This is a genomic window from Sphingobium sp. HDIP04 (genome assembly GCF_000445085.1).
GTDB classification, from domain to species: domain Bacteria; phylum Pseudomonadota; class Alphaproteobacteria; order Sphingomonadales; family Sphingomonadaceae; genus Sphingobium; species Sphingobium indicum.
The window spans coordinates 1-23908 of the sequence record NZ_ATDO01000022.1 but is presented as its reverse complement, the minus strand read 5'-3'; the positions used below and the strand labels follow the sequence as shown (position 1 = coordinate 23908).

21 protein-coding genes and 1 pseudogene are annotated in these 23908 nt (G+C 66.8%); 9 read left to right on the top strand and 13 right to left on the bottom strand.

Going from position 1 to position 23908, the window contains the following annotated elements; all coding sequences use genetic code 11:
- The 12 genes and pseudogenes from L286_RS48240 to mnmA all read right to left on the bottom strand — a co-directional run.
- Window positions 1–188 (bottom strand): annotated as a pseudogene (locus L286_RS48240) (hypothetical protein); the annotation flags it as partial.
- A 129-nt stretch (window positions 189–317) separates the two neighbouring features.
- A complete protein-coding gene (locus L286_RS25750) occupies window positions 318–2327 on the bottom strand; it encodes a M13 family metallopeptidase (RefSeq protein ID WP_020820100.1) in 2010 nt (669 codons plus the stop codon).
- A gap of 197 nt (window positions 2328–2524) precedes the next feature.
- On the bottom strand, window positions 2525–3142 hold the full coding sequence (gene bioD / locus L286_RS25745; RefSeq protein WP_020820101.1) for a dethiobiotin synthase: 618 nt from the start codon (window positions 3140–3142) through the stop codon (window positions 2525–2527).
- On the bottom strand, window positions 3139–4263 hold the full coding sequence (locus L286_RS25740; protein ID WP_020820102.1) for an 8-amino-7-oxononanoate synthase: 1125 nt from the start codon (window positions 4261–4263) through the stop codon (window positions 3139–3141). The genes bioD and L286_RS25740 overlap by 4 nt, the downstream gene beginning before the upstream one ends.
- Window positions 4264–4472: 209 nt before the next feature.
- Window positions 4473–5153, bottom strand: a complete 681-nt coding sequence (locus L286_RS25735; protein WP_025160498.1) for a DUF2490 domain-containing protein — start codon at window positions 5151–5153, stop codon at window positions 4473–4475.
- A gap of 111 nt (window positions 5154–5264) precedes the next feature.
- Window positions 5265–7211, bottom strand: a complete 1947-nt coding sequence (locus L286_RS25730) for an alpha/beta hydrolase family protein (protein ID WP_020820104.1) — start codon at window positions 7209–7211, stop codon at window positions 5265–5267.
- Between the two features lie 79 nt (window positions 7212–7290).
- A complete protein-coding gene (locus tag L286_RS25725) occupies window positions 7291–9414 on the bottom strand; it encodes a sodium-translocating pyrophosphatase (RefSeq protein ID WP_020820105.1) in 2124 nt (707 codons plus the stop codon).
- Window positions 9415–9643: 229 nt separating this feature from the next.
- Window positions 9644–10558 carry a thiamine-phosphate kinase gene (thiL, locus tag L286_RS25720; RefSeq protein ID WP_020820106.1) on the bottom strand — a complete coding sequence of 305 codons (915 nt, stop codon included), beginning with the start codon at window positions 10556–10558 and terminating at the stop codon, window positions 9644–9646.
- Between the two features lie 93 nt (window positions 10559–10651).
- Entirely contained in the window at window positions 10652–11098 is a 447-nt protein-coding gene (gene nusB, locus L286_RS25715; protein WP_007687279.1) for a transcription antitermination factor NusB, read from the bottom strand.
- 37 nt (window positions 11099–11135) lie between these two features.
- Entirely contained in the window at window positions 11136–12425 is a 1290-nt protein-coding gene (gene hisD, locus L286_RS25710; protein ID WP_007687280.1) for a histidinol dehydrogenase, read from the bottom strand.
- Between the two features lie 42 nt (window positions 12426–12467).
- The gene (gene hisG, locus L286_RS25705) at window positions 12468–13130 is read right to left on the bottom strand and encodes an ATP phosphoribosyltransferase (RefSeq protein WP_007687281.1); all 663 of its coding nucleotides are present in this window, start codon (window positions 13128–13130) and stop codon (window positions 12468–12470) included.
- 132 nt (window positions 13131–13262) lie between these two features.
- Window positions 13263–14384 carry a tRNA 2-thiouridine(34) synthase MnmA gene (mnmA, locus tag L286_RS25700; protein ID WP_020820107.1) on the bottom strand — a complete coding sequence of 374 codons (1122 nt, stop codon included), beginning with the start codon at window positions 14382–14384 and terminating at the stop codon, window positions 13263–13265.
- 124 nt (window positions 14385–14508) lie between these two features.
- Here mnmA and L286_RS25695 point away from each other — a divergent pair, with 124 nt between their 5' ends.
- The 3 genes from L286_RS25695 to L286_RS25685 all read left to right on the top strand — a co-directional run bounded on the left by L286_RS25695 (window position 14509) and on the right by L286_RS25685 (window position 15624).
- On the top strand, window positions 14509–14805 hold the full coding sequence (locus tag L286_RS25695) for a hypothetical protein (RefSeq protein ID WP_020820108.1): 297 nt from the start codon (window positions 14509–14511) through the stop codon (window positions 14803–14805).
- Window positions 14806–14911: 106 nt separating this feature from the next.
- A complete protein-coding gene (sciP, locus tag L286_RS25690) occupies window positions 14912–15211 on the top strand; it encodes a CtrA inhibitor SciP (protein ID WP_007687284.1) in 300 nt (99 codons plus the stop codon).
- A gap of 158 nt (window positions 15212–15369) precedes the next feature.
- On the top strand, window positions 15370–15624 hold the full coding sequence (locus tag L286_RS25685) for a GlsB/YeaQ/YmgE family stress response membrane protein (protein ID WP_007687288.1): 255 nt from the start codon (window positions 15370–15372) through the stop codon (window positions 15622–15624).
- Between the two features lie 60 nt (window positions 15625–15684).
- Here the strand turns inward: L286_RS25685 and L286_RS25680 are convergent, their stop codons facing one another.
- The gene (locus tag L286_RS25680) at window positions 15685–15933 is read right to left on the bottom strand and encodes a GlsB/YeaQ/YmgE family stress response membrane protein (RefSeq protein WP_007687290.1); all 249 of its coding nucleotides are present in this window, start codon (window positions 15931–15933) and stop codon (window positions 15685–15687) included.
- A 187-nt stretch (window positions 15934–16120) separates the two neighbouring features.
- Between L286_RS25680 and L286_RS25675 the strand changes: the two genes are divergently transcribed.
- The 6 genes from L286_RS25675 to L286_RS25650 form a co-directional block, all read left to right on the top strand.
- Complete coding sequence (locus L286_RS25675) at window positions 16121–17293, top strand: efflux RND transporter periplasmic adaptor subunit (RefSeq protein WP_020820110.1); 1173 nt, start codon at window positions 16121–16123, stop codon at window positions 17291–17293.
- Window positions 17294–17345: 52 nt separating this feature from the next.
- The gene (locus tag L286_RS25670) at window positions 17346–20504 is read left to right on the top strand and encodes an efflux RND transporter permease subunit (RefSeq protein ID WP_020820111.1); all 3159 of its coding nucleotides are present in this window, start codon (window positions 17346–17348) and stop codon (window positions 20502–20504) included.
- A gap of 201 nt (window positions 20505–20705) precedes the next feature.
- On the top strand, window positions 20706–21968 hold the full coding sequence (locus tag L286_RS25665) for a DUF445 domain-containing protein (protein ID WP_020820112.1): 1263 nt from the start codon (window positions 20706–20708) through the stop codon (window positions 21966–21968).
- Between the two features lie 318 nt (window positions 21969–22286).
- The gene (locus L286_RS25660; protein WP_020818719.1) at window positions 22287–22976 is read left to right on the top strand and encodes an energy transducer TonB; all 690 of its coding nucleotides are present in this window, start codon (window positions 22287–22289) and stop codon (window positions 22974–22976) included.
- A 23-nt stretch (window positions 22977–22999) separates the two neighbouring features.
- Window positions 23000–23527: a hypothetical protein gene (locus L286_RS25655; RefSeq protein WP_020818718.1), complete on the top strand. Its 528-nt coding sequence runs from the start codon at window positions 23000–23002 to the stop codon at window positions 23525–23527.
- Window positions 23528–23598: 71 nt separating this feature from the next.
- A partial coding sequence (locus L286_RS25650; RefSeq protein ID WP_037492740.1) for a bifunctional diaminohydroxyphosphoribosylaminopyrimidine deaminase/5-amino-6-(5-phosphoribosylamino)uracil reductase RibD occupies window positions 23599–23908 on the top strand: 310 nt, incomplete at its 3' end.

Below are 23908 nucleotides of genomic sequence, written 5' to 3'. Positions count from 1 at the left end.
GCCGGAGCGGCGGCGTCCTGGGCAAGGACCGGGGCGGCGGCGGCCAGCGCGACCGATGCGATCCCGGCCTTCAGAAGGATGGTGTTAAAACCCGACAAATTTCTTCTCCTCAAACTTAACCATGGTTTGAACGCCAAGCTGTGGAAGAGGTTGTCGGGATTAAAGAGCGATCCGATAAAATGTTGCATTTAAGAGACGGTCATCCAGCAAAATGCAGTTGATCGCAGGACCAAAACGCTTCGCCGTTGCGGAAAGTCATTGCTTTGGCGGAACCAAAAAAGGGGTCGGATTCGTGCCGATCCGGCCCCTTTCGAGTCTTACCAGATCTTCACCCGGTCTTGCGGCGCAAGATAGATTTTACCACCCGCCTCCGGCTTGAAGGCCGAATACCATTGGTCGAAGTTCCGCACGGTGTCGGCGCGATATTGCGACGGGGAATGCGGATCGGTGACGAGTCGCTGCCGCAGATTGGGTTCGCGATAGTTGCGCCGCCACACCTGCGCCCAGCCCAGGAAGAAGCGTTCGTCGCCGGTGGTGCCGTCGATCACCGGCGCGGGCTTGCCGCCCAGCGAGGCGTGATAGGCGTCCAGCGCCACAGCGACGCCCGCCAGGTCGCCGATATTCTCGCCCAAAGTGAAGGCGCCCTTCACATGCGCGCCGGGGAAGGGTTCATAGGCGTCATATTGCTTGACCAGCCTGTCCGTCAGCGCTTTGAAATTGGCGACGTCCTGATCGCTCCACCATTGGTTGAGCTTGCCCGTCTCGTCATATTTCGCGCCCTGATCGTCGAAATGATGGCTGAGTTCATGGCCGATCACCGCGCCGATGCCGCCATAATTGACCGCCGGATCGGCATGGGGATCGAAGAAGGGCGGCTGCAATATGGCGGCGGGGAAGACGATCTCCACCATGCCGAAATTGGCGTAGGCGTTGATCTCCATCGGGGTCATGCCCCATTCCCAGCGGTAGATGGGCTTGCCGAGCTTGCCCATCTGATAGTCGAATTCGAACTGGTTGGAACGCAGCGCATTGCCGAACAGGTCGTCGCGCTTCATCGTCAGGCCGCTATAATCGCGCCATTTGTCGGGATAGCCGATCTTGGGCGTGAAGGCGGCCAGCTTCTTGTGGGCGCGGGCCTTGGCCGGGTCGCTCATCCAGGTCAGGCCGTCGATGCGGCGGCCCATGGCGGCGATCACATTCTTGACGAGCCGGTCCATCGCCGCCTTGGTTTCAGGCGGGAAATATTGGGCGACATAGGCCTTGCCCACTTCCTCCCCCATCGAGGATTTGAGGAAGTCCACGGCGCGTTTCCAGCGGGCTTCGCGTTCCGGCGTGCCGGACAGGGTGGTGCCGTAGAAGGCGAAATTCTCGTTCGCGATGGCGTCGGGCAGGGTGTCGGCAAAGCCGTGCAGCGTGCGCAGCAGCAGCGCGTCCTTGAGCAGGCCGACCGGGGCCTTGGCGATCAGCGCGGCTTCCCCGGCGACGGCGCTGGGCTGCGACACCAGCAGATCCTTGGGCGCGAGCTTGTTGGCGGCGAAATAGGCGGCGAAGTCGAAGCCCGGCGCGGCCTTTTGCAGGTCGGCCAGCGTCATCTTGTTGTAGGTCTTGTCGGCGTCGCGGCTGTCGACCTGGGTCCAGTGGACCTTGGCCACTTCGGTTTCGAACGCCATCAGCGCGGCGGCGCGCGCCTTGGCGTCGGCTTCGCCCGCCAGCGTCAGCATCTTTTCCAGATGGGCGACATAGGCGGTGCGGATCGCCGCCATCTTGGCGTCCGGCTCCAGGTAGAAGTCGCGGTCGGGCAGGCCGAGGCCCGACTGGTGCAGGACGAGGATATAGGTTTCGGGGTCTTTGTCGTCCTGATTGACGTAGAAGCCGAAGGGACCGTCAATGCCTGCGCGGGCGGCTTCGGCGGCGAGCCTGGCATAGGATGCCTTGTCCTTCACCGCCCTGATCTTCGCGAGCCAGGGCTGGGCCGGGGTCAGGCCCTTCTTCTCCACGGTGGCGGCGTCGAGATAGCTGGCATAGGCCGCGCCGATCTTGCTGTCCGGGTCGGCCTGTGCGGCGTCGAGAATGGCCTTGGTCCGTTCGCGCGACAGGTCGTCCAGCGTGTTGAAGGCGCCGTAATTGGACTTGTCGGCGGGGATCGGCGTGTTCCTGGCCCAGGCGCCGTTGGCGTAATCGTAGAAATCGTCGCCGGGCTTCACCGACCTGTCCATGCCTGCGCTGTCGAAGCCGTAGCTGCCGTAGGTCGGCTTTTGATCCACTTGGGCGACGGACGCGCCCGCGGCCAGCGCAACTGCCGCTGCGCCGAGGAGGAGATATTTCATCAAAGCTTTCCCTTGCTTTATGCGATGCGGGGAATTGAGCGCCCCGAAGCGGGGATGTCCATGTCGTTGGTCGAAAAAATCGGCGCTTTCCGCTTTGCCTCGCCCCCGTTGGTTGTCTCAACCTCCGTTCGTTTCGAGCGAAGTCGAGAAACCTGCGCATATCGTTTCTCGACTTCGCTCGAAACGAACGGGGGGCTTTAGTCGGGCAAGCGGATCGATGTTGCGAAGGTGGTCCGCAAACTCTCCGCATCCAGCGGATCGAGATGGGGCAGGCGGCCAAGACTGGGCACTTTCCCCAGCAGCGGAACGATCCGCTCATTCTCCTCATGCGGTTCGCCGATGAAGGCGATCCCGGCGACGGGTATGGCCCGCGCCCGCAGCGCCTCTATGCTGAGCAGGCTGTGGTTGATCGTGCCCAGCCCCGTCCGGGCACAGAGGATGACCGGCGCGCCCCAAAAGGCGAACAGGTCGATCATCAGCAGCGTCTCGCTGACCGGCACCATCAGGCCGCCCGCGCCCTCCACCACCAGCGGGCCGTCGACCTTCGGCAGGGCCAGCCGGTCGAGGTCGATCTCCACCCCGTCGATCCGCGCCGCCAGATGGGGCGAAGCGGGGGTGGTCAGGCGATAGGCTTCGGGCAGGATATGCGAGGCGGGAAGGCCGGAGAGGGCGGCCACCCTTTCCTTGTCGCCTTCGGGGTCGACGCCCGCCTGCACCGGCTTCCAATAATATGCGCCCAGCGCCCCGGCCAGGCCTGCGGCGAACACCGTCTTGCCGATGTCCGTGTCGGTGCCGGTGACGATGAAGACGCTCATGCCGTCACCCGGCGCAGCGCCTCGCCCAGCGCGGCGATGTCGGCGCGGCCGACATTCAGGGTGAGCGAGATGCGCAGGCGGCTGGTGCCCGGCGGCACAGTCGGCGGGCGGATGCCGCGCACGTCGAACCCTGCCTCCTGCAAGGCGGCGGCGGCGGCCATGGCGCGGCGGTCCTCGCCCAATATGACCGGGATGATCTGGCTGCGCGGCGCGGGCAGGCCCAGCGGGGCGCAGATCGATTCGGCGGCGTCGACCTGCAGGGTCTTCAAGCGGGCGCGCAGGTCGCTCGCCTGTTCGATCCGGTCGAGCGCGGCGGACACCGCGACCGCCATCAGCGGCGAGGGCGCGGTGGAGAAGATGAAGGCCCGCGCCCGGTTGATCAGATAGTCGATCAGCAGGCGCGGCCCGCAGATCAGCGCGCCCTCCACCCCCATCGCCTTGCCGCAAGTGTGCAGCGTCACGACATTGTGCAGCCCGTCGAGACCCGCCGACAGGCCGCGACCGGACGGGCCGAAGACGCCGGTGCCATGCGCTTCGTCCAGGATCAGCATGGCGTCGTGCCGGGCCGCCAGCGTCGCGAGGTCGCTGAGCGGGGCCATGTCGCCGTCCATGGAATAGAGCGTTTCCACCGCGATCCAGACGCGGCCCTTGCCCCCCTCCTGCCGCCAGGCGGCGATCAGGTCGGCGAAGCTCTGCACGTCATTATGGCGGGCGAAGACCGCCGCCGCCTTGGACATGCGGATGCCGTCATGGACGCTGGCGTGGATCAGTTCGTCCGCGACGATCAGGTCGCCCCTCTGCGGCAGGGTGGAGAATAGCGCGAGATTGGCGGCAAAGCCGTTCGCCATGAACAGTGCGCCCTGGGTCTTGAAGAAGTCGGCGGCCTTCGCCTCCAGCCCTTCATGTTCGGGCGCGTTGCCGCGCAGCAGGCGCGATCCGCCCGAACCCACCGGCACGCCCCGCGCCACCGCGTCAGCCACCGCCTGCGCGACGATGGGGTCGGAGGCGAGGCCAAGATAGTCGTTGGAGGCGAAATCCCGCCCGGCCCGCGGCATCAGGCGGCGCAGGCGGCCGCGCTTCTCTAGCGCCGCCAGTTGCGAGCGGAAGGGTTCGCTGGTCATGGCGCGGCGTATAGGCTCGCGGGGGCGGGCTGGGCAAGCGCGTCCGGCGATTGGGGTGGTTAGCTGTCATCCCTCCTTTCGTCACCCCGGACTTGATCCGGGGTCCCGCTTTCTTTCTGAGTGCGCGCCTGGAAAAGGCAGCGGGACCCCGGATCAAGTCCGGGGTGACGGAAAACTGATGACGGGAAGTGGCCAGATCCCGGCAGCCTTCAGAAGCTGAACCCCAGCGAAAAGGACGCCACATGGTCGTTGCTGTCGTCGGCGTCCGGCCGAAAGCCGTGCTGGTGCAGATAGCCGATCTCCGCATTCACATTCTTCGCGATCGGGGTGGTGATGGCGATCAGGTTGCGCATCCGCTCCTCGCCCTGCACCCGCTGGAAATTGGTGGTGTTGAAGTCGATGAAGCTCTCATGGCTGAGCAGCAGCGCGGTTTTGCCGCCTTCCCGGAACGGCAGCACATATTTGACATAGGGGCGCAGCCGCCAGGCGGTGCCGTCGATCCCCTCGCGCCAGCGTTCCTCCAGCCGCAGTCGGGCGCTGAGCTGGCCGGGGCCGACCTTCACGATATTGTCGAAGGTCACCTGCTGGCGCCCGCGATGCTCCATGACCGCGAAGTCCCCGCCATTATAATTGGGATCGTGGGTGTAGCCCGCCCAGACCGTCACCTTCCCGCCGATCCTGTAGCCGATCAGCGAATTCATCTCGACCTCGTACAGCCCGTTGCGATCGTCGCTGAACCGGGCGACGACCTCTTGCGAAAAGCGCCAGCGATCGCTGAGCTTCACCGTCGCGCTGGCGGTGGTCCAAAGCTGTTCGTCCTCGCTGGCATGCGCCGCGGCGGGGGCGGCCAGCAGGGCGAGCGCGGGCAGCAGCTTGTGGATCGGTCGCATGATGTCATTCTCCCTCGCCATGGTGGCGGACGGGCGCGAACTATGACCGATGCGTTACAATCATGTGACTATATCATTTCTTATTTGTGACGCGCCCCTGCCCGTCATGGTTCAGGCGGGATTATGCTCCTTCAGAAAAGCGTCGAGGCGCTGGAGGAATTCCAGCCGGTCGGCCTGGCGGGAGAAGAAATGATCGGCCAGCGGCTGTTCGACATAGATATAGTCGCGCCCGGCGACCTTGCCCGCCGCCTTCAACTTTTCCGCCATCTCGCGCGACTGGTTCACCTGCACCCTCCGATCCTTCTTGCCGTGCATCAGCAGGATGGGGGTGGAAAATTGGGCGGCGAAATTGATGGGGGAAACGGCGGCGAAATCGGGCGCCTGCTCCTTCAGCCAATCCTTGCGCCCGCCATGATTCAGGAAACGGCTGTCATAGCGCATCATGGCCGAAAGGTCCGACACGCCGGCATAGGACACGGCGCAGCGATAGCGCGCGCCGTCGCGTTGCGCGCCGCGCATCGCCGCATAGCCGCCATAGGAGGCGCCGACGATGCAGACCCGCTTCGCGTCGGCGATCCCCTCCTTCACCGCCCAGTCAACCGCGTCGTTGAGGTCGTCCTGCATGGCAAGGCCCCATTGCCCCTCGCCCTTTTCCGCGAAGGCTGTGCCGTAGCCGGAAGAACCGCGATAATTGGGTTGCAGCACCGCATAGCCGCGATGGGCCAGGAACTGCGCCCACCAGTCCCATTCCTCGCTGTCGCGGGCGAAGGGGCCGCCATGCGGCATCAAGATCAGCGGCAGATCCTTTGCATCCCTGCCCGCCGGCAGGGTCAGCACCGCGGCGATCTCCAGCCCGTCGCGCGCCTTGTAGCGGATCGTCCTGACCGGCGAGAGATGGACCTTGGGACCGAATTTGTCGCTGATCTTCGCCAACATGCTCATCGCGCCGACGGCGGTGTCGTAATAATAATAGGTGCCCGGCTGATCCGCGCCGCCGACATGCACGATCATGCGCTGCTGGTCCCGGCTGGTGGACACGATCCGGGCACGCCGGCCTGCCCCCACCGCCTTGTCGATGTCGGCCTGGACCTTCGCCAGCCCCTCGTCGAACCAGTGCACGCCCGGCCCGTCCGCGGTATAGCGCACGCCCGCAAGGCCGGTGCCGGCGGTATCGCGTTCGATCCGGTCGATGTCGAAGCCCGGCGCGGCAAAGACCTTTCTGCCCAGTTCCAGCTTGCTCAGGTCATATTCGTACAGGGCGTCGGTGCCCTCATGATCGTCGCTGGCGATCGCCTTGCCCGGATCGGCGGTGAACAGCAGCGGCACGACCATGGATTCGTCGCGGCGGCGGTCTGCCCGGTCGATCATGCGGAAGCTGGACCGGCCATCGGCGCGATAGAGCAGCTTCGACGTGCGCGTCGCATCGTCATAGCCCACCCCCATGCGCACCGCGCCCGTCGCATCGGCATACCAGGACATGACGTTCTGGCGCGGCTGCACCACGGTGCGCAGCTTGCCGGTGGAAACGTCCACCTCGTCCACCTGAGGCCAGAAGCCGGCGGCATTGCTGTAGATCGACGTCTGATAGGCCAGCAGGATGCGCGGGCTGCCGTCCTGGGCGACCCATATGACGTCGTCGCCATTCTGCGCCGCGACATTCTTGGCCAGCATGTTGATCTTCGACCCGTCGCGCTTGATGCTGGCGACCCGGCTGATCGACCAGGGCATGCCCTGGACATTGGCTTCGCTGCCGATGCCCGCGATCAGCCAGTCGTCATTGACCCAGCGCCACCAGTTGAGGTCATGTTCCCCCAATGGCAGGGCATGGAGCCGGTCTGGCCCATCCGCGATGGCGGCGATCAGCAGCAGCAGTTCGCCATTGCGCGCCACCCTGGCGGCCAGGCGAGTCCCGTCGGGCGAGAGTTGCGGTTCCACCATCGCCGGCAGTTCGGCAAAGGCCTCTATCGGCCATTCCCTGGACGCGGGCGCCGTTTGCGCGCTGGCGGACAGGCAAAGCTGCGCGAGCGCGATGCCCGCGACGACAGAAAACCCCCTCAATCTTTCCCCCGTAAAATAATGGCCCCGCCTTTCTATAAGGCGGAGCCATTTCCCTGTCTTTCCCTTTTTTACCGGGGCGTTACGCGCCGTGCGCCAAAGCCGCCAGCAGCAGCAGGGCGACGATGTTGGTGATCTTGATCATCGGATTCACCGCCGGTCCCGCCGTGTCCTTGTAGGGATCGCCGACCGTGTCGCCGGTCACGGCCGCCTTATGGGCTTCGCTGCCCTTGCCGCCATGATGGCCGTCCTCGATATATTTCTTCGCATTGTCCCACGCGCCGCCGCCCGAAGTCATGGACAGCGCCACGAACAGGCCGGAGACGATGACGCCCAGCAGCAGCGCGCCCAGCGCCGCGAAGCCGTTGGGCGTGCCCGCCACCGCGGAGATCGCGAAATAGACGACGATCGGCGCCAGCACGGGAAGCAGGCTGGGCACGATCATCTCCTTGATGGCGGCGCGGGTGACCAGGTCCACCGTGCGGGCGTAGTTGGGCCGCGACGTGCCCTCCATGATGCCCTTGTTGGTGGCGAACTGGTCGCGCACGTCCTTGACCACGTCGCCCGCCGCCCGTCCAACGGCGGTCATGCCCATCGCGCCGAACAGATAGGGCAGCAGCGCCCCCAGCAGCAGGCCGACGATGACATAGGGGTTGGAAAGGCTGAAATCGACCGGCTCGGTCAGGCCGAGAGCCGAGTTGTAGAATTTCAGATCCTCCGTATAGGCGCCGAACAGCACCAGCGCGGCCAGGCCCGCCGAACCGATAGCATAGCCCTTCGTCACCGCCTTGGTGGTGTTGCCCACCGCGTCGAGCGCGTCGGTCTTGACCCGGACGCTGTCGTCCAGATGGGACATTTCCGCGATGCCGCCCGCATTGTCGGTGACGGGGCCATATGCGTCCAGCGCCACGACCATGCCCGCCAGCGCCAGCATGGCGGTCGCGGCGAAGGCGATGCCGATCAGGCCCGCAAGCTGATGGGCGACGATGATGCCCGCCACGATCACCAGCGTCGGCAAAGCGGTGGCCTCCAGGCTGACGGCCAGCCCCTGGATGACGTTGGTGCCATGGCCGGTTTCCGAAGCGCGGGCGATGCTGCGCACCGGGCGGTAATTGGTGCCGGTATAATATTCGGTGATCCAGACGATCAGGCCCGTGACCGCCAGGCCGACCATCATCGCCCAGAACAGCGCCATGCCGGTATAGCCGCCCGCCCCGTCCAGATCGGCGCCGAAACGGGCGTCGAGGTCGCCCAGGGCGAAGCGCGTCACGGCATAGAGGGCCGGGATGGACAGGATCGCCGTGGTCCAGAAGCCCTTGTAGAGCGCGCCCATGATCGACTGGCTCGCGCCCAGCCGCACCATATAGGTGCCGATGATGGAGGTGATGATGCACACGCCGCCGACGATCAGCGGCAATGACATCAGGCGCATCAGGAAGGCATTGTCGACGCCCGTTACCAGCAGCGCGGTCAGCACCATGGTCGCGCCCACCGTCACCACATAGGTTTCGAACAGGTCGGCCGCCATGCCCGCGCAGTCGCCGACATTGTCCCCGACATTGTCCGCGATGACGGCGGGGTTGCGCGGGTCATCCTCCGGAATGCCCGCCTCGACCTTGCCGACCAAGTCCGCGCCGACGTCGGCCGCCTTGGTGAAGATGCCGCCGCCCAGACGGGCGAAGATGGAGATGAGGCTGGCGCCGAAGGCCAGCGCGACGAGGGAGTCGATCACGATCCGGTCGTCGGGCGCATGGCCCGCCGGTCCGGTCAGATACCAGAAGAAGACGCTGATCGCGAGCAGCGCCAGCCCCGCCACCAGCATGCCGGTGATCGCGCCCGCCCGGAAGGCGACGGTCAGCCCGCTTTGCAGCGTGCCGCGCGCGGCCTCCGCCGTGCGGACGTTCGCGCGCACGGAGATGTTCATGCCGATGAAGCCCGCCGCGCCCGACAGGATCGCCCCGATCAGGAAGCCGACCGCCGACGTCGCGCCCAGGAAGAAGAAGACCAGCGCCGCGACGACGACGCCGACCACGGCGATGGTGGCATATTGGCGGCTGAGATAGGCCTTCGCCCCCTCCTGAATCGCGCCGGCGATCTGTTGCATGGTTTCATTGCCGGCGGACGCCGCCAGCACCTGTCGACTGGTGAACAGGCCGTAGAGCACGGCCAGCAGGCCGCACCCTATGGCAATCGTGACAATCTGCATGGATGTTCCTCTCCCCCTGTCATGTCTGTCATCGGCCGCTCCGCAGGGAATGACGGGCGGGCGAAGGGCGTAGGGGCGGGCGGCCGGAACATGCGCTTCCGGCTTCGGGCACCGCGTCGATCAGCATCGTAGCTCACGCATGTCATGCGGTCCTACCGGGCTGAGAAAGGTCGGGGGTGAAGCTACAGGGCGGACGGGCTGCGTCAACCCGTTACGATATTAAGCCAAATCAGCCATGTTCCCAGCCGAGCCGGTCTGGCAGCGGGATCGCCACGCCGTCGATCTTCAGCGTCAGCCCCCTGCCCTTGGCGAAGCGGCCGACAGGGATGGCGCGCACGGGCGGCTTGACCGCGGCGGGCAGGGCGAAGAGCAGTTCATAATCGTCCCCGGCCCGCGCCGCGGCGATCTGGACCGCGTTGCTGGCGCCCCGCGTGGCCTCCAGCGCGGGGGAGAGGGGGATATGGTCGATGGTGACCGCCAGCCCGCTTGCCTCCGCCATGCGGGCGGCGTCGATCAGCAGGCCGTCGGACACGTCCATCATAGCATGGACGTGCGGCGCGAGCAGCGCCCCTTCGGCCAGGCGCGGGCGCGGGCGGCGATAGGCGTCGACCAGCGGGCCAGACGCCCCCTTCACGGTTTGCAGCAGTTCCAGGCCGATGTCCGCATCGCCAACGGGGCCGGTCAGATAGAGCCTGTCCCCCGCCTTCGCGCCGCCGCGCAGGGGGACGGGGCCGGTCGCTTCGCCCAGCGCGGTCAGGCTGTAGCTGCGCGGCGCGCCACGCGGCATCTGCACCGTGTCGCCGCCCAGCAAAGGCATGGCGTGGCGCGCCAGCGCCTCGCCCAGCCCTTCCAGGAAGGCGGCGTCCCAGGATTCATCGCCGGACAGCGCATAGTTGAGCAGGCAGCCGAGCGGCTTCGCGCCCTTGGCGGCGAGATCGGAAAGGTTCACGGCGGCGAGCTTCCAGCCGATGTCGGCGGGCGGATCGGCGGGGAGATGATGCACCCCCTCCACCATCGTGTCGCTGGTCAGGATCAGCCGGGCGCCGCCGACTTCCAGCACCGCCACATCGTCCCGCAACCCCTGAGCGGCGGGGTCGTTCGCCAGCAGGCGGAGCAGGGTCAGGAAACGGGATTCAGCGGACATGCAGGTTGCTCCCGTTCGTTTCGAGCGAAGTCGAGAAACGATATGGATGCCCTGTCCGCTTCTCGACTTCGCTCGAAGCGAACGGGAGTGGCGCTATTTCCGCACATCCTTCGCCACCGCGTCCAGCAGGCCGTTGACGAAGCCCGCCTCGCGCTTGTCGTAGAAGGCGTGGGCGACGTCGACATATTCGCTGATCGCGGTGCCGGTCGCCACATCCTTGCGGGCGAGCAGTTCATAGGTGCCTGCGCGCAAAATCTGCCGCATCGGCTTGTCGAGCCGCTCCAGGCTCCACCCCTTGGAGAGGCGCGCCACGATCAGCGCGTCGATTTCCTCGCGGCGGCGGTCCACGCCCTGCACGACATCGTCGAAGAAGCTCTCCTCCGCCTGCGCATAGGTCACGTCTTCGATGGTGGCGCCCAGGCGGTGCTGGTGGAATTCATGCAGCAGCAGGTGGAGCGGCGTGCCCTCCATCTCCAGCTGGTACAGCGCCTGGACCGCGGCGAGGCGCGCGGCGGAGCGGGATTTGGAGCGGTCGTTCATCGGGATTCCCTATAGCCGTTCGGGCGGTTTGAACGAGTCATTTCAATCTCAAGGCGACCGAAGCCGCATGGGCGGGCAGCCCCTCCGCCTCCGCCAGCGCGACGGCGGCGGGGCCGATGGCGTCGATGGCGCGCCGGTCGAGGCTGAGGAAGCTGGTGCGCTTCATGAAGTCCAGCACCGACAGGCCCGAAGAGAAGCGCGCCCGGCGGCCGGTGGGCAGCACATGGTTCGGCCCGGCGACATAATCGCCCACCGCCTCCGGCGTCATCCGGCCCAGGAAGACGGACCCGGCGTGGCGCACCTGCGCGAACAGGGCGTCGGGATCGTCCACCGCCAGTTCCAGATGCTCGGCGGCCAGCCGGTCGACCAGCGGCATGGCTTCGTCCAGGTCGCGCACGACGATGATCGCGCCGTTGGCGGTCCAGCTCGTCGTCGCCACCGCCTGCGTCGACAGCAGCGGCAGGCGCCGGTCCACCGCCGCCGCGACCGCATCGGCGAAGGCCGCGTCGTCGGTGAAGAGGATCGACTGGCTGGTCGGGTCATGTTCCGACTGGCTGAGCAGGTCGGCGGCGATCCAGTCGGGATCGTTCTTCGCGTCCGCGACCACGACGATCTCCGACGGGCCCGCCACCATGTCGATGCCGACCACGCCGTAAAGCTGGCGCTTCGCCTCCGCCACCCAGGCATTGCCGGGGCCGGTGATGACGTCGACCGGCCTGATCCGGTCCGTGCCATAGGCGAGCGCGGCCACCGCCTGCGCCCCGCCGACGCGCCAGATTTCCTCGATCCCCGCGATGGCGGCGGCGGCGAGCACCAGCGGATTGATCTCGCCATCGGGGGTCGGCGTGACCATGGCGATGCGCCGGACGCCCGCGACCCTGGCGGGGATCACGTTCATCAGCAGCGAACTGGGATAGGCGGCGCGGCCGCCGGGCACGTACAGCCCCGCCGCGTCCACCGCGCTCCAGCGCGCGCCCAGGCGCGCGCCTGCCGCGTCGACGCTGTCGCTGTCCTGCGGCTTCTGCTTTTCATGATAGGCCGCGATGCGCGCCGCCGCGAGTTCCAGAGCGTCGCGCAATTCGGTGGAGATGCTCTCCAGCGCCTTGCGGCATTGGGCAGGCTCCACCGCCCAGCCGCTGACGTCCAGGTCGTGCCGGTCGAAGCGGCTGGTATAGTCCGCCAGCGCCGCGTCGCCCTCTGCGCGGACGCGCTTAAGGATCGCGGCGACGTCGCGGGATACATCCTCATCGGCTTCGCGCCGGGCGTCGACCAGGGCGGCGAAGGCTGCGGCGAAGTCGCTGTCGGTGGTGGAAAGGCGGAAGGTCATGACATTTGTCCCCCCTCCCGCCTGCGGGAGGGGCTTATGAAGTCAAGCTGCATCCTTGCCCCCCACGGCCTTGCGGAAGGCCTCCACCAGCGGCACCAGTTCGGCCGAGCGCATCTTGTAGGCGGCGCGATTGACGATCAGCCGCGCCGACACAGCCATGATGACGTTCGTCTCCACCAGCCCGTTGGCCTTCAGCGTCGCGCCGGAGGACACAAGGTCCACGATCCGCCGCGACAGGCCCAGCGACGGCGCCAGTTCCATCGCGCCGTTCAGCTTCACGCATTCGGCCTGGATGCCCCGCGCCTCATAATATTTGCGGGTAAGGTAGGGATATTTGGTCGCGACCCGGACATGGCTCATGGCCGCCTCATCCTCATCCGCCAGGCCTTCGGGTTCGGCGACCGACAGGCGGCAATGGCCCATGTCGAGGTCCACCGGCGCGTAGATTTCGGAATAATCGAACTCTTCCAGCACGTCCGATCCCACGATGCCGATCTGCGCCGCGCCATGCGCCACGAAGGTCGCCACGTCGAAGGCGCGCACGCGGATGATCGACACGTCCGGCCGGTTGGTGGCGAAGCGAAGGGCGCGGCTCTTCTTCTCATGGAACTCCGCCTCCGGCTCGATACCGGCCTGGGCGAGCAGGGGCAGCGCCTCATCGAGGATGCGCCCCTTGGGAATGGCGAAGGTGAGCGGACGAGTCATGACGCGCGGGCCTTACTTGGCGGGGCGGGAAAGGGCAAGGTGGGGGCTCATGATCCGTGTTCCTGCGAAGGCAGGAATCCAGTTCAGACGGTGGGACTGGGTTCCTGCCTTCGCAGGAACACATAAGGCTTTCTACGCCGCCTCCGCCAGCGCCGCCTCGGTCGCTGCGATCCAGCCGCCGCCCAGCACCCGGTCGCCCGCATAGAGCACCGCCGCCTGCCCCGGCGCGACGCCATATTCGGGCGCGTCGAAGACCAGCCGGTCCCCCTCCAGCCGGGCGGGCACGGGTTTCGCCATGGAGCGGACCTTGGCCGTCAAGGGTCCGGCAAAATCCCCGCCCAGCCAGTTGATGTCGCTCAGCCGCGCCGCCGACACCGCCAGCGCCGCCTTCGGCCCGACGATCACGCGCCGCGCCTCCGCGTCCAGCCGCACGACATAGAGCGGCTCGGCCTGGCCGCCGATCTCCAGCCCCTTGCGCTGGCCGACGGTGTAGTGGATCATCCCCTTGTGGGTGCCCATCAGGCGGCCGTCGATATGGACGATGTCGCCGCCCTCGTCCGCGTCGGGGCGCAGCTTGCGCACGATCTTCGCATAGTCGCCGTCGGGCACGAAGCAGATGTCCTGGCTGTCCGGCTTCAAGGCGACCGACAGGCCCAGTTCGGCCGCGATCTCCCGCACCTGCGGCTTGGGCAGGCCGCCAAGGGGGAAGCGCAGATAGTCCAACTGCGCCTGAGTCGTGGCGAAGAGGAAATAGCTCTGGTCCCGCCCCGGGTCGGCGGCGCGGTGCAGTTCGGCGCCCTGCGGCCCTTCCACCCGGCGAACATAATGGCCGGTGGCCAGGCAGTCGGCCCCCAGGTCGCGCGCGATCTGGAACAGGTCGGTGAACTTCACGCCCATATTGCATTTCACGCAGGGAATGGGGGTGCGCCCGGCCATATATTCGTCGGCGAAGTCGGCGATCACCGAATCCCGGAACCGGCTTTCATAATCGAAGACATAATGGGCGATGCCGATGCGATCGGCGACCGCCCGCGCATCGCGTATGTCCTGCCCGGCGCAGCAGCTTCCCGTGCGGCCCACCGCCGCGCCATGATCGTAAAGCTGGAGCGTTACGCCGATGGTTTCCGCCCCGGTGCGCGCCGCGAGCGCGGCGACGACGCTGCTGTCCACGCCGCCCGACATGGCGACGACGATGCGCCGCGCATCGGGCGGAGCCTTCAGATCGAACTGGGCAGGCTGAAAAGGGGGCTGCATGGGCGCGCATATAGTCGTCCCGATCCCCGTCCACCAGACGGATTCAACGCTTTGTCGCATCCCTCCGCCATTTCGGGGTCCAAATTTACCGGACCTTATCCTTTGCTCCGTAAACCCTCCTCCCATGGATCTGGGATTCCTTCGGACGAGCGGGCTCAAGGCCGGCTTCGTCAAGCCTTCGGGCCGGCGGCGCGTGCCGGTCTGGCCGTCCTTGCGGGCCGCTTCGGCGGCGGCGCAGGCGGCCAGCCCCACCGCGCTGGCGGTCGCGGGCGTCCTGCGGGGGCAGGAAATCGAAGGGGACTGGGTCCAGGAACTGGCCGATATCCTCGCGCCACGTTCCGGCGGCGATATCGAGGCCGTGGGGCTCGCGGGCAGCTTCAACCCGTTGATCGCGAACCTTTTAAAAGTGGGACAAGGATGATGAAGGGGGCGTTTACCGTGGCGCTTTAGGGCCTGTTCAGGGCTTGAAGCGCAAACAGGGAACACTGCTGAAATCGGCAACGCCAGTGCCGCTATTGAGGGTGATAATGATCGAAAACCAGAAAATCAGACCTGCACAGGTCGTCGGGCCGCTAGGAGAACCCCTGACTCTGGAAAGCCTGCCGCCTGTCGACACTACGCGCTGGGTCGTGCGTCGCAAGGCGGAGGTCGTGGCGGCCGTGAATGGCGGCCTGCTGACCGTGGACGAAGCCTGCGCCCGCTATTCGCTGACGCTCGAGGAATTTGCGAGCTGGCAGCGCGCCGTCGACCGTTCGGGCATGCATGGCCTACGCGTGACGCGCATCCAATATTACAAGTCCCTCTACGAACGGCAGCAGAAATACTGATCAACCGTTTCAGCAATGAAGGGTCGCACAGGAGGGCCGCCGGACATGACGTCCGGCGGCCCTCTTCTTTGTCAAGAGCGAAAGGGAACGTAACGCCGACTTCTCCGTTGAACAGATCAGCCCACCCGAAAGGGGCTATGGTCCAAGGAGAGTAAGAAATGGGCATCATCTTGTGGCTCGTCGTCGGCGGCATCATCGGCTGGCTCGCCAGCATGGTCATGCGGACCGACGCACAGCAGGGAATCCTGCTCAACATCGTCGTCGGCATTGTCGGCGCGTTCGTCGGCGGCCTGATCTTCAGCGGCGGTTCGATCAATGACGGCCTGACGCTCTACAGCTTCCTGGTGTCGCTGGTCGGCGCCATCATATTGCTGGCGATCGTCAACCTGGTTCGGCGCGGTTCGGTCCGCTAAGCAGCAGCATGGACGAGCAAAAGGGCCGTGCCCGGTAAGGGCGCGGCCCTTTTTCATGCCTCAGCCGCGCCGGGCGAAGAAGCGGTACAGCGCCAGAACGCCGATCGACCCCAGCACCGCCGCGATGAAGCTCGCCCGCTCTCCGGGCGCATAGACGCCCAGCAGCCGCCCGACATAGCCCGCCAGCAGCGCGCCGGCGATGCCCAGCAATATGGTGAGGACGCAGCCTCCCGGATCGCGCCCGGGCATGACCAGCCGCGCGATGGCGCCCGCGAACAGGCCGACCATTATCCATCCGAGCAATTCCATCGCCGCCCTCCGCCCGCTATACCGGCCATAGCGCCATAGTCGGGCCGTTTTGGCAAGGGCCCGCATCGGCGGGGGCAAGGGCTTTGCGTCCCTCCGCGCCGCCGTGACGAAGGGGGCTTGAGCCGGGTGATATATTCATATAATACAGCAACCCGAACGGCGCCTATGGCCGAAAGATGGGTTCAGGATGAATTACGAAACTTCGTTGGTCGGCGATGCTCCGGCAAATGTCCTTGGCGAGCAGGAGGAGCGCTCCGTCTGGCGCCGTCGGCTGACGATCGGCGCCGTGGTCGCGATCGTGCTGATCGCCGTCGCCACCTGGGTGGGGATGCGCGGCAACGGCGCCGACGCGCCCGCCAATGCGGCGCAGGCGCCGGTCGTGACGGTGATCAGCCCCGGCCGGTCGACCGTGTCGAACACCGTCAGCGCCACCGGGTCGCTCGCGGCGCGGGTGGAGATGCCGGTGGGCGTGGTCGGCGAAGGCGGCGCGGTGACGCGGGTGCTGGTGCAGCCGGGCGACTGGGTGCGCGCCGGGCAGGTGCTGGCGACCGTCGAGCGTTCCGTCCAGACCGAGCAGATCCGCTCCCTCGCCGCGCAGGTGGAGGTCGCGCGCGCCGACGCCAAGCTGGCGCAGGCCCAGCTCGACCGCGCCAAGTCGCTGGTCTCGCGCGGCTTCATCAGCCAGGCCGACATCGACCAGCGCACCGCCACCCGCGACGCGGCCAATGCGCGCGTCAACGTGGCCGCCGCGCAACTGGCCGAGCAGCGCGCCCGCACCGGCCGACTCGACATCCGCGCCCCTGCCGCCGGGCTGGTGCTGACCCGCGCCGTGGAACCCGGCCAGATCGTGAGCGCGGGCAGCGCCGTGCTGTTCCGCATGGCCAAGGGCGGGGAGATGGAGATGCTGGCCCAGGTCAGCGAGGGCGACCTGGCCACGATCCGTCCGGGCAACAGCGCCACCGTGACCCCGGTCGGCGGCACGGCGCAATTTGCCGGACGCATCTGGCAGGTGTCGCCGGTGGTCGACAACCAGACCCGCCAGGGCATAGCCCGCATCGCCATCCCCTATGATCCGGCGATCCGTCCGGGCGGCTTCGCCTCCGCCGCGATCGTCAGCGGCAGCGGCTTCGCGCCGATGCTGCCGGAATCGGCGGTGCAGAGCGACGAGAAGGGCAATTTCGTCTATGTCGTCAACGGCCGGGACGAAGTGCAGCGGCGCGACGTCAAGATCGGCCAGGTGACCGATGCGGGCGTGTCGATCCTGAACGGCCTCAACGGCGATGAACGCATCGTGGCTTCGGCCGGCGCCTTCCTGACGCCGGGGCAGAAGGTGAAGCCGGAAGCCGGCAAGTCGAAATGAAGCCGCGGAACGCGCCCATCCGGCGCTTCCACCGGCAGGCGAGGAAGCCGTCATGAGTTTTCGCAATATCTCCGCCTGGGCCATCCGCAACCCGGTGCCGCCGATCGTGCTGTTCGTCGCGCTGCTGCTGGCCGGGCTGGTCAGCTTCAGCCGGATGGACGTCAACCAGAATCCCGACGTCAGCTTCCCCATGGCCAGCGTCGTCGTGCGCCAGCCCGGCGCCGCGCCGACCGAGCTGGAAACGCAGGTGACGCAGCGCGTCGAAGCCGCCGTGCGCGGCATCAGCGGCGTGGACGAGATCACGTCCTGGGTATCGGAAGGCCAGTCCAACACCAATGTGCAGTTCCAGATCGGAACGCCCGTCGACCGCGCCGTCAACGATGTGAAGAACGCCGTCGACCAGATCCGCAGCGACCTGCCAGAGGGAATATTGGAGCCGCAGGTCAGCCGCGTCGACATCGACGGCGGGCCGATCGCCTATTTCAGCGCCGAAGCGACCGACATGACGCTGGAGGAGCTGTCCTGGTATGTCGACAATACGGTGGCGAAGCGGCTGCTGGCCGTGCCGGGCATGGCGGCGGTCAAGCGCGGCGGCGGCGTTTCCCGCGAGATCCGCGTCATCCTGGACCCCACCAAGCTGCAATCGCACGGCATCACCGCCAGCCAGGTCAACCAGCAGCTCCAGCAGGTGAACCTAAACGCGGCGGGCGGCCGGACCGAGATCGCCGGCGCCGAACAGGCGATCCGCGTGCTCGGCAACGCCCGCGACGCCTATGCGCTGGGCCAGACCCAGATCGCCATTTCCGGCGGCCGCACCGTCAAGCTGGCCGATCTGGCCGACGTGCGCGACATGTATGCCGAACAGCGTTCGCTGTCCCTGATGAACGGGCGGCAGGTGACCAGTTTCAGCATGGAAAAGGCCAAGGGGTCGTCCGACGTCACCGTGTTCGACGAGGCGATGAAGGTGCTGGACCAGCTTCGGAAGGAAAATCCGAAGGTCCAGTACAAGCAGCTCTACACCAGCGTCGAATATACCAAGGGCCAGTATCACAGCGCCATGCAGGCGATGATCGAGGGCGCGGTGCTGGCCGTGGTCGTCGTCTTCCTGTTCCTGCGCGACTGGCGCGCGACCATGATTTCCGCGCTGGCCATTCCGCTGTCCGCGATTCCCGCCTTCTGGTTCATGGACATGATGGGCTTCACGCTGAACGGCATCTCGCTGCTGGCATTGAGCTTGGTCGCGGGCGTGCTGGTCGACGACGCCATCGTGGAGATCGAGAATATCGTGCGCCACATGCGCATGGGCAAAAGCGCCTATCAGGCCTCCATCGACGCCGCCGACGAGATCGGCCTCGCCGTGCTGGCGACCACCATGGCGATCGTCGCGGTGTTCCTGCCCGTCGCGCTGATGCCGGGCATTTCGGGCCAGTTCTTCATCCAGTTCGGCATGACCGTGGTGGTCGCCGTGCTGCTCAGCCTGGCCGTGGCGCGCCTGATCACGCCGATGATCGCGGCCTATTTCCTGAAGGCGCATGGCCAGGAAAGCCATGGCGAAGGCTGGATGATGGACGCCTATATGGCGGTGCTGCGCTGGTCGCTGGACGAGCGCAAGGCCATCGCCCATCGCGCGCGGGGCGGCATGGCCCGCTTCACCGCCTGGCTGCGCGACCATCGCATCTGGACGATGGGCATGGGCTTCCTGGCCTTCGTCGCCACGATCTTCGCCTTCGGCACGCTGCCCATGTCGTTCCAGCCGACGATCGACACCGATTTCAGCCAGGTGAAGATCGAAACCGTCCCCGGCAGCACGTTGCAGCAGACGACGGCGATCACGCGCAAGGTGGCCGACATGCTGGCCGCCGACAAGGACATGGTGGAGGCCGCCTTTGCCGACATCCAGACCACAGGGGCCGACATCTTCCTGACGCTCAAGAAGGACCGGCCGATCTCCTCCGTCCAGTGGGAGCGCAAGATCGCGCCCCAATTCCAGCAGGTGGCCGACGCCCGCGTCAATTTCCAGTCGCAGTCGGGCGGCGGCTTCGGCCGCGACATCATCATCATGTTCGGCAGCGACGATCCGGCGAAGCTGGAACAGACCGCCAACAAGCTGGTGGCGGAAATGGCCGGCATCCATGAAATCCGCGCGCCGCGGGTCGCGGGCGACATGAACCGGCCGGAAATCATCATCAAGCCGCGCTTCGACCTGGCCGCCAGCCTGGGCGTCACCACCGCCGCGCTCAGCCAGACGATCCGCGTCGCGACCATCGGCGACATCGACCAGAACAGCGCCAAATTCTCCCTGTCCGACCGGCAGATCCCGATCCGCGTGGCGGTGGCGGAAAACAGCCGGCGCGATCTGGCGACGATCCAGAACATGCCGGTGCCCACGGTCAACGGCGGTTCCGTGCCGCTGAAGGTCGTGGCCGACATCGAATTCGGCGCCGGGCCGACGCAGATCCGCCGTTACAACCAGATCCGCCGCATCGTCGTGGGCGCGGACCTGGCGCCGGGCATCGTCACCAGCCAGGCCATGGCCAAGATCGACGCCCTGCCGACCATGAAGGCCATCGCCGCCGGCAAGATACTGGGCGTGCAGAAGCTGAACACCGGCGACAGCAAGTGGCAGGCGGAGATGATCCAGAATTTCGTCATCGCCGTCATTTCCGGCATCATGCTGGTGCTGGCGGTGCTGACGCTGCTCTACAAGCGGCTGATGCCGCCCTTCGTCAACCTGGGGTCGCTGCTGCTGGCGCCGCTGGGCGGGGCGCTGGCGCTGCACCTGACCGGCAATCCGGTGTCAATGCCGGTGCTGATCGGGCTGCTGATGCTGCTGGGCATCGTCGCCAAGAACTCCATCCTCGTCATCGACTTCGCGCTGGAGGAGATGGGCAAGGGCGTGCCGAAGCTGGAGGCGATCATCGACGCCGGGCACAAGCGCGCCCAGCCCATCGTCATGACCACCGTGGCGATGGTGGCGGGCATGGTGCCGACGGCCCTGTCGCTGGGCGGCGACGGCGCATGGCGGGCCCCGATGGGCATCACCGTGATCGGCGGCCTGATCCTGTCGACCGTGCTGACGCTGGTGATCGTGCCCGCGACCTTCAGCCTGGCGCTGGGGATAGAGGAATGGGCCGGCCCGCGCCTGGGCCGCCGCCTGCTGACCTACAAGCCGGGGGACGACCGCGCCGGAGCCGCGCAACCGGCGGAATAGGAAGGCGGACCTGTCCGATTCCTCCCCATCGAGAGATGGGGAGGGGGACCGGCCGAAGGCTGGTGGAGGGGAAGGGCGCGACCTGCGTATTTCCCCTCCTCCACGCTTCGCGCAGGGAGGATTTTGAAAGCCATCCCGCCCCACCGCCACCGAAAAGAAGCGCTTGCCTGAACGAAACGGCGGCGTAACCGTTGGCTGGTCATGAAGATGCTCGCCCCGCTCCGTCCCGCCGCCAGCCCCGTCCATCCGGCGCGGCGCATGCGGATCGCGGCGACGGGCATGCTGATCGCCATGGCGGCGCTGTTCCTGGCGGCGCGGGCGACGGTTCACCTCCACCCCGCCATCGGCTTCATCCAGGCCTTTGCCGAGGCGGCGATGGTCGGCGGGCTGGCCGACTGGTTCGCCGTCACCGCCCTGTTCCGCCATCCGCTGGGCCTGCCCATCCCGCACACCGCGATCATCCCGCGCAACAAGGACCGGATCGGCGACACGCTCGCCCTGTTCCTGCGCGACAATTTCCTGACCCCCGCCGTGGTGGCGCGGCGGATGCAGCGGCTGGACATGGCGGCGGCGGCCGGGCGCTTCCTCGCCAGCCCCTCCGGCGGCGACGGGCGGCTGCGGGAGGGCGCGTCCCGCCTGGCCGCCGACATATTGGAGGCGCTGGACCAGGAACGGCTGGGCGGCATGGTGAAGGGCGCCATCGCGCAAAGGCTGCGCGCCATGAACTTGGCCCCCCTGATCGGCCAGGCGCTGGAGGCGGCGATGCGCGACGGCCGCCATGCGCCGGTGATGGACGGCATCATCCTGTGGGCGGACAGGACATTGGAGGCCAACGACCATCTGATCCGCCAGATGGTGCACGACCGTTCCGGCAAGATTTTGCGCTGGACCGGCCTGGACGAGAATCTGTCCAACGCGATCATCGACGGGCTGCGCAAGCTGCTGGCGGACATGGCGCAGGATCCCGGCCACAGCCTGCGCCTGAAGGCGGAGGAGGGGCTGGCGAAGCTCGCCGCCGACCTGCAATTCGACCTGGAGATGCAGGCCCGCGTGGCGCGCATCCGCGACGAGATCGTCGACAATCCGGCGATGCAGCGCTGGATCGACGGCCTGTGGGAGCAGGCGCGTAGCGGCCTGCTGCGGGCGGTGCGCGATCCCGGCAAGGCGATGGCGGGGCGGCTGGGGGAGGCGCTGCACCAGCTTGGCGCGACCCTGCAGCGGGACGCCCGGCTGCGCTTCCTCATCAACCGCTTCGCGCGCCGCGCCGCCGTGGGGGCGACCGCGGCCTATGGCGATTCCATCGTCAAGCTGGTCAGCGAGACGGTGCGCGGATGGGATGCGGGCACCGTCACCAGCCGGCTGGAACATGCGGTCGGGCGCGACCTGCAATATATCCGCGTCAATGGGACGCTGGTGGGCGGGCTGGTGGGGCTCGCCATCCATGCGGTGGATACGCTGCTTTAGAATAGGCGGGATTGGCCCGGGGCGGACACTCTTAATCCTCCCTGCGCGAAGCGTGGGGAGGGGGACCATGCGAAGCATGGTGGAGGGGAAATGGCGTGACCTGCGTATCTTCCCCTCCACCACGCTTCGCGCGGTCCCCCTCCCCATCTCCCGATGGGGAGGAATAGGATGGGTCAGCTTTCCACCCAAGCGGCCAGCAACATCCCGCAGCACGTCTCTCCCTGCGCCTCTAAATTTAATGTTGCAACATATCATAGAAATATGTTGTAACGTTACACATCAGTTTTCGAAGAGGAAGCGAACCACAGGAGGGCAGATATGCAGTGGATCAGCACGGGTGCGGCAGGCGGCGAGACCATTTCCGGTTATAGCGGCGGCAGGCGTTCCCCCATCGGCATAGGCGGCGCGGTGGCCGTGCATGCGCTGGTGATTGGCGCCTATCTTCTGATGCCCAAGGAGGTGATCGACACCTTCCACAGCTCTCCGTTCACGACCTATGCCGTCCCTGAAACGCCCCCGCCGCCGCCCGAAAAAGCGGCCCCGGAAACGGACAGCAAAATCCCGCCCAAGGACCGTTCGCAACCGACCACCGTCTCCGACCCCATCGTCGACACGGTCATCAAGGGCGGCTTCACGGCGAAGACCGACGATCATCCCACCGGAGATTCCGGCACGGGCACGATCGTCCAGCCCATCATCCCGCCGCTTCCCGAACCCGTCCTGGCGGAGGCCAGCATCGATCCCCGCGCGCTGGCGGCGTTCCAGCCCGACTATCCCGGCGCGATGATCCGGCAGGGGATGGAGGGCAAGGTCGTGGTCCGCGTGACCATCGGTCCCGACGGGCGCGTGATCGACATAGAGCGGCTGTCGGCGGCCGACGAGGCCTTCTGGATCGCCACGCAGCGCCACGCCCTGCGCAAATGGCGCTTCCGTCCGGCGACTCGGGACGGCGTGCCGGTCAGTTCGACCAAGGTGCTGACCGTCCACTTCCGACTGGCGGACGTCTGAAATCGAAGGAAAGGGGCCGGAACATGACGGCAGGCGACAGCGCTTTTGCATCCGGCCCCGCCTTCCCCTATATCGGCGGCATGGCGATCTTTCCCCGTCCGGTGTCTCCCAAGAGCGCGATGAGCGACCTGTGGAGCTATTTTCGCGAGAACCGGCCCCATAAATGGCCGCTGCTCGGCCTGTCCGTCGCGTTCACCTGGGTCATCATCTGGGCCTTCATCGTCGACGCGAACACCAACACCATGCCGACGCGCAACCAGATCTTCTATGTGCAGAGCTGGGACGCCAACCGGACCGACGCGGCGATCATCCTGCAGCAGAAGATCGACCTCGCCAAGCGCGAGGCGGCGATCCAGAAGCGGCAGAGGGAAATGCAGGGCGTGGCCGATATTTTCGGCATCGACTGGAAGAAGGACGAGGCGCGCAACACCGCCCGCCGCAAGGAAGCGCTGAAGCAGATCAACGCGCAACTCGACCAGCGCCTGGCCAAGGCCGAAGCCACGGAAAAATCCGCCCCCGCCCCCACCCAGAGCGGAGCGGTCCAGCCCTGAGCCCCCCGTCCAAAACCGTCCGATCTGAACCCATATTGGCCCCCGCCGATCCCGCGCAGGACCGGCGTTACATGGCCGCCGCCATCGCCCTCTCGCAACGCGGACGCGGCCTTTCCACGCCCAACCCCAATGTCGGCTGCCTGATCGTGAAGGACGGCCATGTCGTCGGGCGCGGCTGGACGCAGAGGGGCGGCCGCCCCCATGCGGAGGCGCAGGCGCTGGACGAGGCGCTGGACCGCGCCCGCGGCGCCACCGCCTATGTGACGCTGGAGCCATGCTTCCACCTTTCCCCGCGCGGCCCGCGTTGCGCCGACCTGATGGCCCGCGCCGGGGTGCGGCGGGTGGTGATCGCCCTGCGCGATCCCGATCCGCGCACCGACG

What these genes read in the sequence shown, in the direction of transcription:
- L286_RS25660 (WP_020818719.1), top strand. Translation starts at nt 22,287, where the DNA reads ATGCAGTGGATCAGCACGGGTGCGGCAGGCGGCGAGACCATTTCCGGT.
- thiL (WP_020820106.1), bottom strand. Translation starts at nt 10,558, where the DNA reads ATGTCCGCTGAATCCCGTTTCCTGACCCTGCTCCGCCTGCTGGCGAAC.
- L286_RS25680 (WP_007687290.1), bottom strand. Translation starts at nt 15,933, where the DNA reads ATGGAATTGCTCGGATGGATAATGGTCGGCCTGTTCGCGGGCGCCATC.
- L286_RS25675 (WP_020820110.1), top strand. Translation starts at nt 16,121, where the DNA reads ATGAATTACGAAACTTCGTTGGTCGGCGATGCTCCGGCAAATGTCCTT.
- L286_RS25665 (WP_020820112.1), top strand. Translation starts at nt 20,706, where the DNA reads ATGAAGATGCTCGCCCCGCTCCGTCCCGCCGCCAGCCCCGTCCATCCG.
- nusB (WP_007687279.1), bottom strand. Translation starts at nt 11,098, where the DNA reads ATGAACGACCGCTCCAAATCCCGCTCCGCCGCGCGCCTCGCCGCGGTC.
- sciP (WP_007687284.1), top strand. Translation starts at nt 14,912, where the DNA reads ATGATCGAAAACCAGAAAATCAGACCTGCACAGGTCGTCGGGCCGCTA.
- bioD (WP_020820101.1), bottom strand. Translation starts at nt 3,142, where the DNA reads ATGAGCGTCTTCATCGTCACCGGCACCGACACGGACATCGGCAAGACG.
- L286_RS25725 (WP_020820105.1), bottom strand. Translation starts at nt 9,414, where the DNA reads ATGCAGATTGTCACGATTGCCATAGGGTGCGGCCTGCTGGCCGTGCTC.
- L286_RS25735 (WP_025160498.1), bottom strand. Translation starts at nt 5,153, where the DNA reads ATGCGACCGATCCACAAGCTGCTGCCCGCGCTCGCCCTGCTGGCCGCC.
- L286_RS25685 (WP_007687288.1), top strand. Translation starts at nt 15,370, where the DNA reads ATGGGCATCATCTTGTGGCTCGTCGTCGGCGGCATCATCGGCTGGCTC.
- hisG (WP_007687281.1), bottom strand. Translation starts at nt 13,130, where the DNA reads ATGACTCGTCCGCTCACCTTCGCCATTCCCAAGGGGCGCATCCTCGAT.
- L286_RS25740 (WP_020820102.1), bottom strand. Translation starts at nt 4,263, where the DNA reads ATGACCAGCGAACCCTTCCGCTCGCAACTGGCGGCGCTAGAGAAGCGC.
- L286_RS25655 (WP_020818718.1), top strand. Translation starts at nt 23,000, where the DNA reads ATGACGGCAGGCGACAGCGCTTTTGCATCCGGCCCCGCCTTCCCCTAT.
- mnmA (WP_020820107.1), bottom strand. Translation starts at nt 14,384, where the DNA reads ATGCAGCCCCCTTTTCAGCCTGCCCAGTTCGATCTGAAGGCTCCGCCC.
- L286_RS25670 (WP_020820111.1), top strand. Translation starts at nt 17,346, where the DNA reads ATGAGTTTTCGCAATATCTCCGCCTGGGCCATCCGCAACCCGGTGCCG.
- L286_RS25750 (WP_020820100.1), bottom strand. Translation starts at nt 2,327, where the DNA reads ATGAAATATCTCCTCCTCGGCGCAGCGGCAGTTGCGCTGGCCGCGGGC.
- L286_RS25695 (WP_020820108.1), top strand. Translation starts at nt 14,509, where the DNA reads ATGGATCTGGGATTCCTTCGGACGAGCGGGCTCAAGGCCGGCTTCGTC.
- hisD (WP_007687280.1), bottom strand. Translation starts at nt 12,425, where the DNA reads ATGACCTTCCGCCTTTCCACCACCGACAGCGACTTCGCCGCAGCCTTC.